This is a genomic window from Bdellovibrio sp. MYbb2 (assembly GCF_056175685.1).
Genome location: NZ_JBJKJI010000003.1, coordinates 168,618 through 185,156 on the forward strand (window position 1 = coordinate 168,618; position 16,539 = coordinate 185,156).

The following is a 16,539-nucleotide window of genomic DNA, read 5'->3' on the forward strand; positions in this document are numbered from 1 at the left end:
CGGAATTCCTGTTAAAAACCTGAGTGAAAACTGAGGTCTAGTCCAGTTAAGGACCGAAAAATCCCTGGTCGGCCTGGAAAACAGGCAGAAACGGGGTGTAGAAATTTCCTGATCTGTTAACGCAGTGGACACCCTAAAAGGGCAAATTATCTTAGAGGTTCTCAATACTTAAGAACTATGATAGGTTCCGGCAGCTTATGATACAGACCAAGGTCCTTCATTATTTCGATCACAACGCCACGACTCCGGTGTGCAAAGAGGTTTTGGAATCTCTGCCCGAGTTCGCACAAGCTTGGGGGAACCCAAGCTCCATCCATTGGGGTGGTCGTCAGCCGAAGAATATTCTGCGTGACGCGCGCAAGGCCGTGGCAGAAATGGTGAACGCAAGTCCGCTGGAAATCATTTTCACTTCCGGTGGCAGCGAAGCCAACAACACAGTTTTGAAAGGTCTGCTGGAATACTACCAGACAGCACAGTTCCTGACTCCGGAGCAGCGCAAGCGCACTCACTTCATGAGTTCTGAAGTGGAGCACCCAAGCATCATGAAAACCATGCAGCACCTGAAAGATCTGGGGGCGCGCGTGGATTTTATTCCGGTGAATCGTCAGGGGCAGATTGATCTGAAATTCTATGAAGAGCATCTGAGCGAAGAAACCGCACTGGTGTCTGTGATGTTTGCCAACAATGAAACGGGCACATTATTCCCGATCAAAGAAATGGCCGAGATGGCGCATAAAAAAGGCGCGCTCTTCCATACGGATGCGGTACAGGCTTTCGGTAAAGTGCCGGTGGACCTGAAAGCGTTGAATGTCGATTTTGCCTCTTTCTCTGGTCACAAATTCTATTCCGTCAAAGGAATCGGAGTTTTGTATGCGAAGAAGGGCAACAACGTCACACCTCTGATTCACGGAGGCGCTCAGGAAAGACACCGCCGCGGCGGCACTGAAAATACACTGGGTATCGGGGCGCTGGGTGTGGTTGCCAAGCGTGCGCCAATGATTGCGGAAAAATCCAAGACGCTGGCAGCTCTTCGTGATCACATGGAAGCCCGCATTCTTTCTGAAATTTCTGAAGTGACGGTGACTGCCGGGGAAACCCCTCGTCTGCCGAACACAAGTTCATTGGTGCTGAAAGGTGCTGATGGGGAAACCATGCTGATGTCTTTGGATATCAAAGGCTATGCTGTCTCCACGGGGGCTGCATGTTCTTCCGGGAATCCCGAGCCAAGCCCGGTGCTTTTGGCGATGGGTCTGTCCCGTGACGAAGCTCAGAACAGCCTGCGTTTAAGCCTTGGCTGGGACAGCACACTGGAGCAGGTGGATTCGTTTGTAGATACATTGAAAACAGTAGTGGATCGCTTGCGATCTTTGAACGACGACAAAGGAGAGACTTGTCATGTCTAAAGGAAGAGTCCTTGTTGCTATGAGCGGAGGCGTGGACAGTTCCGCCGCGGCTGCGCTCTTGGTCGAACAGGGTTACGAAGTTATCGGAGCCACGATGCAGGTCTGGGATTATTCCACCTGTGATATCGAGGAAGGAAACGGCACGTGCTGTTCCAGTATCGACGTGGATGACGCTCGTTCGGTTGCAGACCGTCTGGGTATTCCGTTTTATGTGATCAACTGCGAAGCGAAATTCCGTGCCGCGGTTATTGATCCTTTCTTGAAAGCCTACCTGGAAGGGCAAACGCCGCTTCCATGTGTGAACTGCAATACGTATTTGAAATTTGACCACCTGGTTAAAAAAATGCGTGAGCTTGAGTGTGACTATATCGCCACCGGCCACTATGCCAAAATCGTTTATGACGACAAAGGCAAAGCCTCTATCCATACATCCACAGATGACTGGAAAGATCAGACTTACTTCCTGTTTACAATTGATCCGGAATTGGTGCCGAAGCTTTTGTTCCCGGTGGGAGATATGAAAAAGCCGCAGGTGCGCGAGTATTCTGAAAGCCGTGGTCTGGTGACTGCGCGCAAAAAAGATTCTCAAGGCATCTGCTTTGTCGGCAATCAGGGTTATCAGAACTTTATCAAAGATCATGTGAAGTCCGAAATTCTGGCCAGCAAAAAAGGTCTGATCAAGCGCTTCCCGGAAGGTCAGGTGATGGCTTCTCATGAAGGCATTCACAATTATACCTATGGCCAATCAAAAGGCCTGGGCATGGATTATCACGAAAAACTGTTCGTGATCAAAATTGATGCTGCTGACAATACGGTCTGGGTGGGCGAAGAAAAACATCTTTTCGCCAATGAAGTCGATGTCGTCGATCCAAAGCTGCTGGATGAAATCCAGGACGGCGAAATCATGAATGTGAAGATTCGCTATCAGCACAAAGGGGCCCCGGCTCAGGTGATTAAAACTGACAGCGGCTTTAAATTGAAATTCACAGAGCCTCAGCGTGCAGTGACTCCAGGTCAGGCTGCCGTTTTCTATCGTGACAGACAGCTCGTGGGGGGCGGATGGATCACTCTATGAAGTATCAGGTCCACACTTTCGGCTGTAAGGTGAACACTTACGATGCCGGCCTGATCCAGAAAAACCTGAACGCCAGCGGCTTCATGCCGGTGGTGTCCGGCCAGAAAGACGCGCGCATCCACGTGCTGAACACCTGTGCGGTGACTGCGGAAGCCACGAAAGAGGCGGTTCGCTATATCCGTCGTCTGAAGGTGAAAGATCCTTTCTGCACGATCGTGGTGACAGGATGTGCGGCGCAAGTCGACACCGGGTCGTTCTCAGGTCTTCCGGGTGCTGATCTTATTGTGGCCAATTCCCACAAGAGCAGCCTGCCGGATCTTTTGAACAAACATTTCCGCGGTGAGCTGACTGAAAAAGTATTTAAATCCAACATCTTTAAAAAAGAGGATCTGGAAGCCGGCGGTGGTATTGAAAAGCAACACACCCGCACCTTCCTGAAAATTCAGGATGGCTGTAACAGTTTCTGCACTTACTGCATTATTCCTTATGCCCGCGGTAAGAGCCGTTCCATCCCGGTGGCGGATCTGGTGAATCGTATCAATGACCTGTATGCGGAAGGCTCGCGCGAAGTGGTGCTGACCGGTGTGCACATCGGCGATTATGAAGACCAGATCGGTGACCGTAAATATGTGATGGAAGATCTGCTGGAAAATCTTCTGGCGAAAACCAAGATGCCACGTTTCCGTCTTTCAAGCCTTGAACCGGTGGAAGTGTCTGAGCGTCTGTTGGATCTTTATCAGGATTCACGTCTGTGCCCGCATTTCCATATGAGCATTCAAAGTGCCAACACCGATGTGCTTTTCCATATGAAGCGCAAATACACGCAAGAAGACGTGCAAAAATCTCTGCGCGCGATTGCGGACCGTGTTCCCGGCAGCTTTGTCGGGATGGATGTCATCACGGGTTTCCCAACTGAAACCGAAGAGCAGTTCCAGGACACCTACAACTGCCTGAAAGATCTGCCGTGGACCAAGCTGCACGTATTCCCGTACAGCGAACGTCAGGGCACCCGTGCGGCGGCTATGGATGTTTCTGTGTATCCGCATGTGCGCGCGGAAAGAGCGGCACGTCTGCGCGAACTGAGTATCAGTCGTTACACCGAACAAGCCCGGAATCAGATCGGCAGTACCAAGCGTGTGCTGGTCCTGAAAAATGCCGCCAAAGGCGGACAGGGTCTAAGTCATGATTACTGGCCAGTGGATATTTCCGGTGCTGAAAGCTTCCTAGATCACTGGGCGGGTCAGGAAGTCGATGTGAAAGTGACAGGCTATGATCATTCCAACAAACAACACATGGAAGGTCATCTGATCGGCGAGGTTCTGTCATGAGTGATCAGGGCCGAAAGAGTCTTGAAGAGCGTGTAGGGTATCACTTTAAGAAACCGGCACTGCTGGAAAGAGCGCTGACCCACAAGAGTTTTGCCAACGAGCTGAGAAACACCGTTGAGCACAATGAAAAGCTCGAATTCCTGGGTGATGCTGTTTTGGATCTGGTCGTGGGAGAGTTTTTGTATGAAAAATTCCCGACCGACACTGAAGGTGGATTGTCAAAGAAACGTGCCAGTATCGTCAATGAAGAGGTTCTGTCCGAACTGGCACTGGAAATGGGTTTGAATAAACTCATGCAACTGGGAAAGGGCGAAGCCCTGACCGGGGGCGCGCAGAAACCGCGCCTGATAGCCTCTTCGTTTGAAGCCATTGTCGGGGCGCTGTACCTGGACGGCGGTTTTGAAGTGGCTCGCAGCTTTATTCGTCAGGAATTTGTTCCTTTGGCGGATCGGGTGTGTGGGCATGAGGACTTCGAGCGGGATTATAAAACCCGTCTGCAGGAACTGGTGCAGAAGTCCTCGAAAGAAACGCCACGCTATGAAGTGCTGGCGGAGGAAGGGCCCCCGCATGATCGGGAGTTCCTGGTTTGTGTAAAAGTAAAAGATGATGTCTGGGCTCAAGGGCGGGGCCGCAGTAAGAAAAACGCCGAGCAAATGGCGGCAAAGAATGCCCTTGAGATGAAGTACAAGGAGACGAATTAAGATGAGTTACAAAGCTGGATTTTTAGGTCTGATCGGACAGCCGAACGCGGGGAAGAGCACGTTGATGAACTTCCTTGTGGACGAAAAGGTCTCTATCGTCTCTTCAAAACCTCAGACAACCCGCCGCCGCATTCTGGGCATCTGGAGCACAGATAAAGGTCAGGTGATCTTTGTGGATGCTCCGGGTTTGATCAAAGCCGATGAGGGTTTGAATGGTTTCCTGGCACAGGAAGCCCATGATGTTATCAACAGCTCTGATGCGCTTTTGGCGATCATTGCGGTGGATGAGGAAAAACCGGAAAACGCTGAAAAGGTCATCGACCTGGTTTCCAAAAGCGGCAAGCCATGGATCGCCGTGATCACCAAAACGGATATTGAGGAAAAAGCCCACCGTGTGATGATTCTTCGCAAGATGGTCGAGGACAAGGGTGGTAAAGCCTTCTCTGTGTCCGTGAAAGACTCCAAAAACGATCAGGAAGAGCGTGAAGCACTTCTGATTGAGTTCATGGAATTGCTGCCAGAGTCTCCGGCTCCACTTTATGACACTGAGTTGTTTACGAACGAAAACGTGCGTGAAATGGCGGCGGAAATCGTCCGTGAACAGTGCTTTGAGGCGCTTCACCATGAAATCCCGTATTCTATCGCGGTTCGCATCGTGAAGTTTGAAGAAGAAGCCAAGCCGGTTCCAAAGATCTATGCCGAGATCGTGGTGTCCAAAGACAGCCACAAAGCGATCGTGATCGGAAAAGGCGCCAGCGTGATCAAGCAGATCGGTATGGAAGCCCGCAAGGAAATTGAAAAACTGATGGGAGAAAAAATCTTCCTGGACCTGAACGTGGCATCCAAGCCCGAGTGGTTCTCCAATAAACGCATGATGAAGGAGCTTGGATATGTCGTCGACTCTAAAGACTGATTTCTCGCCGAAAGTGGCGATCATCGGTCGCCCGAATGTCGGTAAATCAACACTGTTTAATATCATCACTGAAACCCGCAAAGCCGTGGTGAAAAACCAGGCGGGTGTTACTCGTGACATCATGATCGAACCTGTCGATATCTGGGGCAAGCAATTCGACCTGATCGACACGGGCGGTATCACGGAAGCCGGCGATATTTTCTCCAAGCTGATCAAAGAACAGGTGACTGAGTTCCTGCACTCGGTGGATCTGATCGTGGCAGTGATGGATGGGCGTGTGGGTCTGGTGCCTGAAGACCGTGACATCATTCGCGTGGCGAAACAAACTGGCAAGCCGTTCCTTCTGGTGATCAACAAGGTCGACAGCGATCAGGATCAGGATATGGCCAAAGCTGACTTCTATGAGTTCGGCGTGGACGTGATTGCGGCCTCTTTTGAGCAGCGCCGTGGTCTGGCTGAAATCCTTGAATGGGTTGTGGCGCAGATCCCTGAAAATCCAGGAACGGTGAAAGAGGGCATGAATATCGCCATCGTCGGTAAACCGAACGTGGGTAAGAGCTCTATCTGTAATGCGATTCTGGGCTTCAATCGTATGATCGTTTCGGATGTTGCCGGTACGACTATTGACTCTGTCGATTCCCCTTTCGTTTATAACGAGAAAAAGTACACTTTGGTGGATACCGCCGGTCTTCGTCGTTCTGCAAAACGTGAAGAGGATCTGGAAATCATTTCTGCCTTCAAATCCCAGGAAGCCATTCGTCGTGCGGATATCGTGCTGTTGATGGTGGATGGAACTGTCGGCCCGACAGATCAGGATGCGCGTATCATGCAGGCGATTCTGGAAGATCACAAAGGTGTGATCGTCGTGGCGAATAAGTCAGACTTGGGTGGCAAGGAAGTTCCTGAATACCGCAAGACCTTCCGTGAGCAGGTTGAACGTGTGTTCCACTTCTTCACTGACGTTCACGTTGTCTTCACCAGTGCCAAAACCGGTTACGGTCTGGAAGACCTGTTTGAGGTGATTGAAAAAGTCGCTCATCAGATGACCTTCCGTGTTCCAACGGCAGAGCTGAATGACTTCTTCTTCGAAACCATTCGTAAAGCTCCGGCTCCGGTTTGGGGTACGACGAACGTGAAGTTCTATTATCTGACTCAGACATATCAGCAGCCTCCGGCATTTATCGCATTTGCGAATCATCCGGATGGTGTGACGAATTCCTATCGCCGCTTCCTGATTAAACACATTAAAACGAACTGGGACCTTCACGGGATGCCGATTCGTATCTTCTGTATGAAATCACGCCGTGGTGGACCGGATAATGGCTAGTAAACGCGGCTCGTGGAAAACACGCTATGGATTCTATCTTCTGGCCATCGGCTCTGCCTGTGGTCTGGGAAATCTGTGGCGTTTTCCCTATGTCGTGGGCGAAAATGGAGGCGGTGCCTTCATTTTGCTTTATGGTCTGCTGGCTTTGGCCATTGGTGCTCCGCTGCTGATTGCCGAGCTGATGCTGGGTAAAGGCACGCGTCGTTCGGTGATCGTGGCGACCCAGCAGATGAGCGCCAAGACCGGCGTGAATTTCCGCTGGGTCGGGCGACTGGCCGTGATGGTCAGTATTGTCGTCTTGTCTTATTATTCGGTTATCAGTGGCTGGGTTTTGCACTTTCTGACCCAATTCCTGGTTTCTTTATTTTCCAGTCCCGAACAACTGACTGACAAAACCAATCTGGCGGCCTTGATGTCCAATGGCTGGCTGCAGTTGATGCTGGCCAGTGCGCACATCCTGATCACGGTTGTTGTGGTCGTAAAAGGGGTGCAGCAGGGGCTGGAGCGCTGGATCGGCTACACCATGCCGCTGTTTGCAGTGCTGGTTATTATTCTGGTCATGCGTTCGTTCTCGCTGCCTTCAACGCCGGAGGTTTTGCGCTTCCTGTTTTATCCGGACTTTTCAAAGCTGAGCTGGGATTCCATCAACCACGCATTAGGGCATGTGTTCTTCACGCTTTCAGTGGGCTTTGGCACGATGGTGACCTTTGGTTCTTACATGCGTGAAGAAGACCACGTTCCGACGGCGGGTTTCCGTGTGACGATCGTGGATACGGTGATTTCACTGGTTGCCGTGGTGATGATTTTCCCGGTGGCTTTCCAGGCGTCCAATGTGCCGTTGACTGATCCGGCGTTGATGTTTGAAGTCTTGCCGAAGTACCTGTTGGGGATCCGTGGCGGCACGCTGTTTGGTCTGGCGTTCTTTGCGTGTCTTTATATGGCGGCACTGAATGCCAGTATTGGTTTGCTGGAAGTTGTCGTGTCCAACTGGGTGGATGCCAAGAAAGAAATGGAACGTGGTAAAGCGACCTGGTATTCCGGAGCGATTGCTTTGATGCTGACGGTTCTGCCGGCGCTTTCCAGTTCGATCTTTAAGGACATCCGCGTGGGTGGCCGGTCACTGATTGAAAATCTGGATTCATTGCTGATCAACTGGTTGTTGCCATTGGTGGCGCTGGGTATTTTGATCGCCTTCAATCGCGGCGTTTCAGACAAGGAAAAAGAGCTGGGCTTTGTCGACAAGGACAAGTTCGTCAGCTATTCAATGTATCCGCATTGGATGTTTGTTCTGAGGTGGGCAGGCCCGGTTGTGATTATCGTGGGCCTTTTGCTGCAAGTCATTGGGGTCTTTGTCAGTTAGTCTGGTCAGAAATGCGGGATGATTAGAAGTTCATCCCCAGGATCACCAGGAAGTTATAGAAGTCACCGGTCAGATTCTTATCCAGCTTTTCAGTGCCGTCCACATAGGACTTATTCTCGTCGCTGAAGTTCACATAGTGATAGGTCCCTTGCAAGCCCAGGTAGGCTTTTTTGCGCATCAAGGGGATCTCTAAACCCGCACCGATATCAAAACCCATTGTCGAGTCACGGCTGAAGCCATCAAGGCCCGCAATTGTGTATGTGCGATAGAACTGACCCAAGCCGCCCAGGATGTATGGATTCAGATCCGCAAGACCGCGGGTCACGTTCTGGGTGTTCATGTAATATTTCAAATCAAAGTTCACGGCCGTGATGGACACGTTGCCTTCGTAGGTTTTGGCCTGGTTGTTTACAGAGAACTTCACTGCGTGGTCACCAGTCTGGAAGCCCAGGCTCATCGCCAGACGCAGGTCAAAGAAGTAAGTCAGGAAAATACCAAAAGTTGGCGCCGAGGAATACGCATCCGCAAAGTTGCCGGTGAATCCGCGCATACCACCCGCAAGACCAATTGTGAAGAAGCGGCCGTTGCGGAAAAAGTTGATGTCAGCTTCTTCGTCGGATTCTTCTTCAAATTCAGAATAATCAGTGAATGGATCATAGGCTTCGTCCGCGTCAACCTGGGAAATAAGGTAGGATTTGTGATCAGACTGAGCCAGGGATTTTGAGGGTAGGCTAAGCCCCAAAGCAAGTAGAATCAGAAGGCTGTATGTAAGTGATCGAGCTGTGGTTTTCACAAGGTCCCCCTCTTGATATTATCGAATCAAAAGGGGCAAAACTTCAAAGCAAAGTATCAAAACGGAGTCCAGAAATCGGCGGATTGTCTCGCTTTGGGACGCCGGACTTTTTAGAGGGGTTCGTTCAGGGCCTTTTCCACAGTTTTTGTGATGGAGTCCGAGGACGGTTTGGTGATTGAGCTCCAGCGTTCAACCACCTGACCTTTGCGGTTGATAAGGAACTTTTCAAAGTTCCAGGCCACGTCTTTGAAGATCAATCCTGGTTTTTGTGTCGTCAGGAATTGATAAACCGGCTGGATGTCCTTGCCACTGACCGGTGCTTTATCAAACAACGGGAAGGTCACGCCAAATTCCTTGGCGGCAAAAGTCTGAACTTCGTCGTTCGTTCCCTTTTCCTGTTTGAAGTCGTTGGAAGGAAAGCCCAGAACCACGAAACCGCGGTCTGCATATTTTTTGTACATTTCTTCCAGCTCTTTTAGTTGAGGAGTGAACCCGCATTGTGAAGCGGTGTTGACCACCAAAACAACCTTGCCCCGGTACGTGGAGAAGTTGACCTTTTTGCCGGAAAGCGAGTTCGCGGAAAGATCAAAGAAGCTGGATGGTGTGTCCTTAGCCCAGGCAAAAGAAGTGCACAAAATTAGGGCGATAAGAGTAAAAATACGCATGGTTTCCCCCTGATGGGCGTATTCTAGAGGGGGCGAAGGTAAATCACAAGAAAAAGCCCCGGGAAACCCTTTGGATGCAGTGCGCACCTTTGACTTTATCAATTCGTGATTTTCTAATCATTAAGAGCCTTTAGGATTCTAATTCAATTCAAAAACAGGAGATTATCTCGGCGATGGAACTGGGCAGTCCCGTTATCTTGATTTCAGCATTTGGTCGCGGTCATTGGCTGGCGGCGGCCTTGGCGAAAGAAGGTATTAAAACAACTCTTGTTGATGTGTCTTCAAAGCTGGGCGTGTGGCCCTCTGAAGACGTTGAAGGTCCTTTTGGTTTTCTGCGCAACGAACGCGTTTCCGAGTCCCAGCTTGAGCGTTTGTATTCGGATGATCCTTACGATGAGGTTTCCAACGGTTTCACATTGTGGCTGAAGGAAGGTCCTTTTGAATTCAAAGGTCCGGTCAGCAAATACAAACTGGATCAGTCTTCACTGGCAGCACCAGTCAAAGAATTCATCGCCGGCAGCAGTGTTGATAAAACCGCGAAAAATCTTTACAAGCATCTTGAAGCTTTGAGTTTTGATCAGAGCTGGATTTTGCATCTGGCGCATCAGTGGGCTGGTACCACTTATGCCCCGAATGCGCGCGGAGCTTCTGTGGGGGCGGCCGTTCCTTTGTCGTCGTCATTTCTGGTTCGTCAGGCGACTCGCAACGGTCTTGAGAAATCCCTGACCTGGCTTGCCAGCAAAGGTGTTGAAGTCATGCGCCCGCATCAGATCATGGACGTGTCCTTTGGTGGTGGCAAGTCTATCACTGGACTTGAACTGTCGGGTGAAAAACAAGGTCTGTTCCGTCTGGAGCAAATCATCTGGATGCTTTCCAGCGAAGAAACTTACTTCCTGAATGAGCGCCTGGGAAAATACTTCTTCCCTGAAGGGGCTTTAGAGCCTGAGTGGTGCTGGGTTCGTTACCGCGTGGGATTGCAGCAGTGCTTTGAACGCGATCGCCTGCCGCTGCACACACTGGTGGTGGATGATCTGTCTTCGCCATGGACTCATGAAAACATGATGGTTTTGCAAAGAACTTCATTGGCAGATCAATTTGATGTGTGGATGCGAATTCCGACGGTGCAGCGATTCAATAAAGAATACCTGACTGTGCGCAGTGATCGCATGAAGAAGCTGCTGACGGCGCGCATGTCGTTGTCGGATCCGCAGATTCTAAGCTTCCCTCAGGAGTATTACTATACTTATGCGCAACTGGGGGCTTCACGCTTCCCGGTGTTTGCTGAAAAGCAGACGGCCCGTCGCGGACGTGCTGGTTATGGCAACCTTCATCTGGATGGGCCCGAAGTGTGGCCGCATTACAGTTGGGGATCTTACTTTGACAATCATGAGCGCATCCAGCTTCAGATCGTCAACTGGTGGAAAGAAAAACTTCTGAAAGAGCAAAAAGAGAAGAAGCGAAAGGAACAAAATCCGTGATTGAGAGATACACCCGCCCGGAAATGGGCCTTCTTTGGGACGCCGACCACAAGTTCGGAAAAATGATGGAAGTTGAAATTGCGGTGGCGCAGGTTCAATCCCAGCTTGGCATCATCCCCAAGAACGCAGCCAAGATCATCGCTCAAAAAGCTCGCTTCAATGTAAAAAGAATCTCTGAAATCGAACGAGAAACCAAACACGACGTCATCGCCTTTGTTTCAAATCTGGCTGAAAACGTCGGCCCGCAGGGAAAGTTCATCCATTACGGTATGACCTCGTCGGATGTGCTGGATACCGCCTTCAGCTTGCAGGTGCGTGAAGCCGGGGTCGTTCTGATGAAATCCATTGTCGCTCTGGAAAAATCCCTGAAAACTCTGGTGACCAGGCATGCGGAAACCCTGTGTGCCGGACGCACGCACGGCATGTTTGCCGAACCAACCACTTTCGGATTCAAGATGGCGGGCTTCCTGGCTGAAACCCAGCGCAATAAAAAACGTGTGAAATCCGCTCTTGATAACATGATGATCTGCAAACTCAGTGGTGCGGTGGGGACTTATTCTTCTCAGGCTCCAAAAATTGAGTCCTTGGTGGCTAAAAAGCTGAAATTGAAAACTGAAACGATCGCAACCCAGGTGATCCCGCGCGACCGTCATGCCGAAATGCTTTCGGCCCTGGCCTTGTTCGGAACAGGGCTTGAGCGCTTGGCGGTGGAACTTCGCCATCTTCAGCGCAGTGATGTGGCTGAAGTGACCGAAGGCTTCACCAAGGGGCAAAAAGGCTCTTCGGCAATGCCTCACAAAAAGAATCCTATCAGTGCGGAAAATATCACCGGTCTTTCCCGTTTGCTGCGTGGTTATGCCATTGCTGGATTTGAAAACGTGGCGCTTTGGCATGAACGCGACATCAGCCATTCTTCGGTTGAGCGCGTGGTGTTCCCGGATGCTTTCATTGTGGCGGACTATGCCTGCAATCGCATGAGCATTTTGTTGGATGGTCTGGATGTGAACAAAAAACGCATGATGGACAATATTGAAAGTTCTCAAGGGCAGATTTTCAGCTCCCACGTGTTGCTGGCGCTGATCCAAAAAGGAATGATTCGTGAAGATGCGTATGCATTGGTGCAGCGTCTTTGTCATTCCCTGTCTTACGGAGAACATCTGAAAGACAAACTTCTGGTGGACGATCAGATCCAGAAGCTTTTGAAGCCGAAAGAGATCGACGAGATCTTTACCGGTAAGAAACACAAAAAAGCCATCAAAGACATCATCAAGAGAGTATAGACAATGACCTGGAAGTTTTTGAAAGAAAATGATGTGATTGATGTGGTGGCTCCGGGTTATCCTTCCAAACCTGAAGAGGTGGAAGGCGCGCGCGCGTTCCTGGAAAAATGGAATCTGCAGCCGCACATCCCCAAGGGCATCATCAAGCCGCATTTCCTGCACGCTCATGAAGATGAGGCGCGCTGGCAGTTTATGAAAGCCGCCATTGAATCCAGGGATTCCCGGGTGATCTGGTGTTTGCGCGGGGGGTATGGCAGCAATCGTCTGATTCCTTTCCTGGCAAAAATGAAAAAACCGAAAGAGCCGAAGCTGCTGATTGGTATCAGCGACATTTCCTCTTTGCACACATTCGTGAATCAGGAATGGGGCTGGTCCAGTTTGCATGCGCCGTTGTTGGATCGTCTGGGACGAAATCTTGTTTCTGCCAAACATGAAAAAGAGATTCATGACATTCTGTTTGGAAAAACCCGCCAGGTTGAATTTAAAAAATTGAAACCTCTGAATGAGGCCGCTCGTCAGGTGAAAACCCTGAAATCCAAAATCGTGGGTGGCAATCTGACGGTTTTACAGTCCACGCTGGGAACTCCGTGGCAGGTCGATGCAGATCGTCGCTTGTTGTTTGTCGAGGATATCGGTGAGCGCGGCTATCGCATTGATCGTATGTTTGAGCAGTTCCGTCAGGCTGGCATTCTGAAGAAATGTCACGGCATTGTACTGGGTGATTTCATTGGGGGCAATGAACCCAATGGCACCGAAGATAAAACTCAATTGGTCTTTAAACGCTGGGCTGCGGATCTGGAAATTCCGCTCTTTAAGGGTCTTGAAGCCGGACATGCTCCGGTGCAACGACCTGTGCCCTTTAATACTCCCTGTGAACTGGTGGTGGCGAACAACCGCACCGTTCTGACAATCGATACCGGAGGACGTCCCTAATGAAATTTTCTGTACTGGAAAAAAATCTGATCACCCAACTTGAAGACCGCATTCGTGACACCACTCCGGGTGTGATGGTGCGTGCTTATCAGGGCGGCCGTATCATCTGTGATGTGGCGGTGGGTAACACTTATGCCTATTATGATCTGGCAAGTTTGACGAAAGTGATTTTCACGACCCAGGCCATGGTTCAGGCTTTTGAGGCTGGCAAGTGGAACTTTGAAACCAAAGTGGCGGACCTTCTGCCATGGTTTGCGCATAAAGAAACCCGCATCACTGAGCTTTTGACCCACAGTTCAGGGCTGGCCTGGTGGTTGCCGCTGTATCAGGAGATCAACACCTCTTTGCCGCGTGATAAACGCCGTGAACAGCTTCAGGGCATGCTGCAAAACCTGAAAATCGAAAAGCAGGAAACTGCGGTTTATTCTGACGTGGGCTTTTTGGTTTTGGGCTTCATCATTGAAAAGCTTTATGACAAGTCTTTGGATGACGTCTGGACTGATATCAAAAATAAATTCTATCTGGGCACGACTTTGGAATTCCATCCGGATAACAAGGCTGCTCACAAGGCTTCTTTGTATGCGCCGACTGAGGAGTGTCCGGTTCGTCGCAAGTTGGTTCAGGGTGAAGTGCATGATCTGAATGCGTGGGCTCTGGGTGGGGTTTCAACTCATGCGGGTCTGTTCGGCAGTATTGATGATGCCGGCTGGTTCTCTTTGCATCTGCGTTCGCACTTGATGGGGATTGCCCGTTATTCCATCCGCCAGAAAACAGCTCAGTTGTTTGCCAAAAGAGCTTTGCCGGAAGGCAAAGGGGACTGGGCAATGGGTTACATGATGCCAACACCGGGTTCTGCAAGCTGCGGGACTTATTTCTCTTTGGATTCCATCGGGCATACGGGCTTTACGGGAACTTCCGTCTGGTATGATCCAAAGATGGACTTGAGTGTGATCATTCTGTCCAATCGGGTCCTGTACGGATCTGATAACAAAGCCTTTGGCAAATTGCGTCCGGAAATTCATAATTGGATTGTTGAAAACTACAGAAGAAGTGGACTTTAAGATGAATATCAAACCAGGCAGTCACATTCACTTGATGGGTATTTGCGGGACGGCGATGGCCTCCATGGCAGGTCTTTTGAAAGACCGTGGCTTTAAAATCACCGGCAGTGATTCCAATCCGTATCCTCCGATGTCGACCCAGCTTGAAGGCCTGGGTATCAATATTATGAAAGGCTACAAGGCCGAAAACCTGCATCCAAAGCCAGACTTCGTGATCGTGGGGAACGTGATTTCCGCGAACAACGAAGAAGCTCAGGAGCTGATGAAGCTGGGCATACCGTATACTTCTTTGCCAAAAGCAATGGGTGAATTCATCATCGAAAATCGTGAAAGCGTTGTGATATCCGGGACTCACGGAAAAACCACGACCACTTCGATGATGGCCTGGGTGGCGGAAAATGCCGGAGTAAAACCGGGCTTCCTGATCGGGGGGATTCCCAAGAATTTCTCGCAAAGTTTCAAAAATCCGGAAGGCAATTACTTCATCATCGAAGGTGATGAATACGACACGGCCTTCTTCGATAAAGTTCCAAAGTTCATTCACTATCGTCCAAAACACGTCATCCTGACTTCGGTGGAGTTTGACCACGCGGATATCTATAAGGATTTGGATGACGTGAAGAAATCCTTCGCTCGTTTGATGGATCTTATTCCAGAAAATGGAACGTTGCTGGCCTGTGCGGAAGACGCCAATGTGATGGAGCTTCGCAAGCTTTCCAAGTGCAAGAATTCTTTCACTTACGGTTTTGGTGCAGAGGCTGATTTCCGCGCGAAGATCATGTTCCAAAACGCCAATGGTCTGGGTTTTGAAGTTCATCACCGTGGCGAGATCATGGGCCCATATGCAATGCAGATCACTGGTGAATACAACGTTCTGAATGCGACGGCGGTGGTGGCGATGTCCAAAATGCTGGGCTTCTCTGAAAACCGCATTCAGATCGCCTTGGAATCCTTCGAAGGTGTGAAACGCCGTCAGGAAATTCTGGGTGAACCCAACGGTATTTTGGTGATTGAAGATTTCGCCCACCACCCAACAGCGGTGCGTGAAACAGTGAAAGGCATTCAGAAAAAATACCCGGGCCGCAAGGTGTTCTCGGTGTTTGAACCACGAAGTGCGACGTCCCGTCGTAAAGTCTTCCAGAAAGACTATGTGGAGGCTTTCAAGGGATCTCACGAAGTTCTTCTGGCAAAAGCTTTTGATCAAACCAAGATCGATGCGGAAAACAGATTCTCGACTCACGAACTGGTGGATGATTTGAAGAAAACCCAAGTGTCTGCGGCAGATTTTGATACAGCGGACGACATCGTCGCAGCCTTGAAATCCAAAGCCCACAAAGGCGACGTCATCCTGATCATGAGCAACGGCGGCTTCGACGGCATCTACACCAAACTCCTAAAAGCCCTCGAATAAATAATAAAAGGTACCTGCTTACTTTTTCCGAAGCGCTGCGCAAAAGATTGTTCAATACCAAGAATTGGACAGTCTGTGCGGGCGCTCATTCTTTTTTACCGTTGGAATTTTAAACTCGGACTTTCGAAGTGCTCTTTGAACCAATTCCTTATCTTCAGGGGCCGGTGCGGAATTTAGCCACGCTAGTATGGCGTCTGGTGATTCGAATAAAGTGTTGTCTGGGTATACTGGAAAATTCAGTCGATGAAATCCCAGGGAAATCGAAAGCGTGGAGTGTTGGTAGTCCTGCACTTGACCGCAGAGGCCTGCCTCTACGGGATTTCTGTATATGTATTTATAAGCGTGCAAATAATAGAGTGGATTGCTGATAAGAGTCTTGTGGTATCTGCCTCCATAGATTTGATTTATCATTCCAGCTTTTGTGCTTATGTGTCTGCTGGTCTCTTTCATGAAATAGTTCATGGCTTCGCCTAGCTTTTGCTTGGGGTCTCTGGCCATCAAATGGAAGTGGTTATCCATCAAAACGAATGACAATATTTCGATTCCGTAGGCGTAAGAAACAAAGAAAAGATAGTCTTCCATGATCGACCAAACCGCGGGGCGGGGGATTGGGAACCACTCTCGATTTCGGGATCGTGCGACGATATGGTACGGAAGATCGGCAGAAGCCGGAACTATCTTTCTTGGCATGGCAACACGGTTTTGCAAAAACAGTGAGAAATGTGGCTGCAAAATGGACAAATTTTGAATGAAAAATGCGTCTGGATTTCGGCGCAGCGCTTCGGAAAAAGTAAGCAGGTACCTTTTGAGG

15 protein-coding genes are annotated in these 16,539 nt (G+C 49.9%); 12 read left to right on the plus strand and 3 right to left on the minus strand.

All coding sequences use genetic code 11. The features are described 5' to 3' along the window. Positions 1-197 precede the first annotated feature (197 nt). From AC04MQ_RS14760 to AC04MQ_RS14790, 7 genes are read left to right on the plus strand one after another with little or no spacing between them, the layout of a single operon-like run. The gene (locus AC04MQ_RS14760; protein ID WP_475392454.1) at positions 198-1,403 is read left to right on the plus strand and encodes a cysteine desulfurase family protein; all 1,206 of its coding nucleotides are present in this window, start codon (positions 198-200) and stop codon (positions 1,401-1,403) included. Beyond that, positions 1,396-2,478, plus strand: a complete 1,083-nt coding sequence (mnmA, locus tag AC04MQ_RS14765) for a tRNA 2-thiouridine(34) synthase MnmA (RefSeq protein ID WP_475392455.1) — start codon at positions 1,396-1,398, stop codon at positions 2,476-2,478. The genes AC04MQ_RS14760 and mnmA overlap by 8 nt, the downstream gene beginning before the upstream one ends. Beyond that, positions 2,463-3,806: a tRNA (N(6)-L-threonylcarbamoyladenosine(37)-C(2))-methylthiotransferase MtaB gene (gene mtaB, locus AC04MQ_RS14770; protein WP_475392456.1), complete on the plus strand. Its 1,344-nt coding sequence runs from the start codon at positions 2,463-2,465 to the stop codon at positions 3,804-3,806. The genes mnmA and mtaB overlap by 16 nt, the downstream gene beginning before the upstream one ends. Next, entirely contained in the window at positions 3,803-4,507 is a 705-nt protein-coding gene (gene rnc, locus AC04MQ_RS14775; protein ID WP_475392457.1) for a ribonuclease III, read from the plus strand. Before mtaB ends, rnc begins: the two co-directional genes overlap by 4 nt. A 1-nt stretch (position 4,508) precedes the next feature. After that, positions 4,509-5,420 carry a GTPase Era gene (gene era / locus AC04MQ_RS14780; protein WP_015091048.1) on the plus strand — a complete coding sequence of 304 codons (912 nt, stop codon included), beginning with the start codon at positions 4,509-4,511 and terminating at the stop codon, positions 5,418-5,420. After that, complete coding sequence (der, locus tag AC04MQ_RS14785; protein WP_475392458.1) at positions 5,398-6,747, plus strand: ribosome biogenesis GTPase Der; 1,350 nt, start codon at positions 5,398-5,400, stop codon at positions 6,745-6,747. Before era ends, der begins: the two co-directional genes overlap by 23 nt. Further along, positions 6,740-8,107: a sodium-dependent transporter gene (locus AC04MQ_RS14790; protein WP_475392459.1), complete on the plus strand. Its 1,368-nt coding sequence runs from the start codon at positions 6,740-6,742 to the stop codon at positions 8,105-8,107. Before der ends, AC04MQ_RS14790 begins: the two co-directional genes overlap by 8 nt. Before the next feature lie 22 nt (positions 8,108-8,129). On the opposite strand, the gene AC04MQ_RS14795 is transcribed toward AC04MQ_RS14790, so the two are convergent. Next, positions 8,130-8,900: an outer membrane beta-barrel protein gene (locus AC04MQ_RS14795; RefSeq protein WP_015091050.1), complete on the minus strand. Its 771-nt coding sequence runs from the start codon at positions 8,898-8,900 to the stop codon at positions 8,130-8,132. A 110-nt stretch (positions 8,901-9,010) separates the two neighbouring features. After that, positions 9,011-9,565, minus strand: a complete 555-nt coding sequence (locus AC04MQ_RS14800) for a glutathione peroxidase (RefSeq protein WP_475392460.1) — start codon at positions 9,563-9,565, stop codon at positions 9,011-9,013. Positions 9,566-9,738: 173 nt separating this feature from the next. Between AC04MQ_RS14800 and AC04MQ_RS14805 the strand changes: the two genes are divergently transcribed. Genes AC04MQ_RS14805 through mpl form a run of 5 tightly spaced genes read left to right on the plus strand, consistent with a single transcriptional unit; the run spans position 9,739 to position 15,728 of the window. After that, complete coding sequence (locus AC04MQ_RS14805) at positions 9,739-11,043, plus strand: hypothetical protein (RefSeq protein ID WP_475392461.1); 1,305 nt, start codon at positions 9,739-9,741, stop codon at positions 11,041-11,043. Continuing rightward, positions 11,040-12,323, plus strand: a complete 1,284-nt coding sequence (purB, locus tag AC04MQ_RS14810; RefSeq protein ID WP_475392631.1) for an adenylosuccinate lyase — start codon at positions 11,040-11,042, stop codon at positions 12,321-12,323. The genes AC04MQ_RS14805 and purB overlap by 4 nt, the downstream gene beginning before the upstream one ends. Positions 12,324-12,326: 3 nt before the next feature. Beyond that, complete coding sequence (locus AC04MQ_RS14815) at positions 12,327-13,256, plus strand: S66 peptidase family protein (protein WP_475392462.1); 930 nt, start codon at positions 12,327-12,329, stop codon at positions 13,254-13,256. Next, positions 13,256-14,317, plus strand: coding sequence for a serine hydrolase domain-containing protein (locus AC04MQ_RS14820; RefSeq protein WP_475392463.1), 1,062 nt, complete (start codon positions 13,256-13,258; stop codon positions 14,315-14,317). The genes AC04MQ_RS14815 and AC04MQ_RS14820 overlap by 1 nt, the downstream gene beginning before the upstream one ends. After that, positions 14,289-15,728, plus strand: coding sequence for a UDP-N-acetylmuramate:L-alanyl-gamma-D-glutamyl-meso-diaminopimelate ligase (mpl, locus tag AC04MQ_RS14825; RefSeq protein WP_475392464.1), 1,440 nt, complete (start codon positions 14,289-14,291; stop codon positions 15,726-15,728). The genes AC04MQ_RS14820 and mpl overlap by 29 nt, the downstream gene beginning before the upstream one ends. A 51-nt stretch (positions 15,729-15,779) precedes the next feature. Here the strand turns inward: mpl and AC04MQ_RS14830 are convergent, their stop codons facing one another. After that, complete coding sequence (locus tag AC04MQ_RS14830) at positions 15,780-16,418, minus strand: transposase (protein WP_475392632.1); 639 nt, start codon at positions 16,416-16,418, stop codon at positions 15,780-15,782. Between the last annotated feature and the right edge of the window lie 121 nt (positions 16,419-16,539).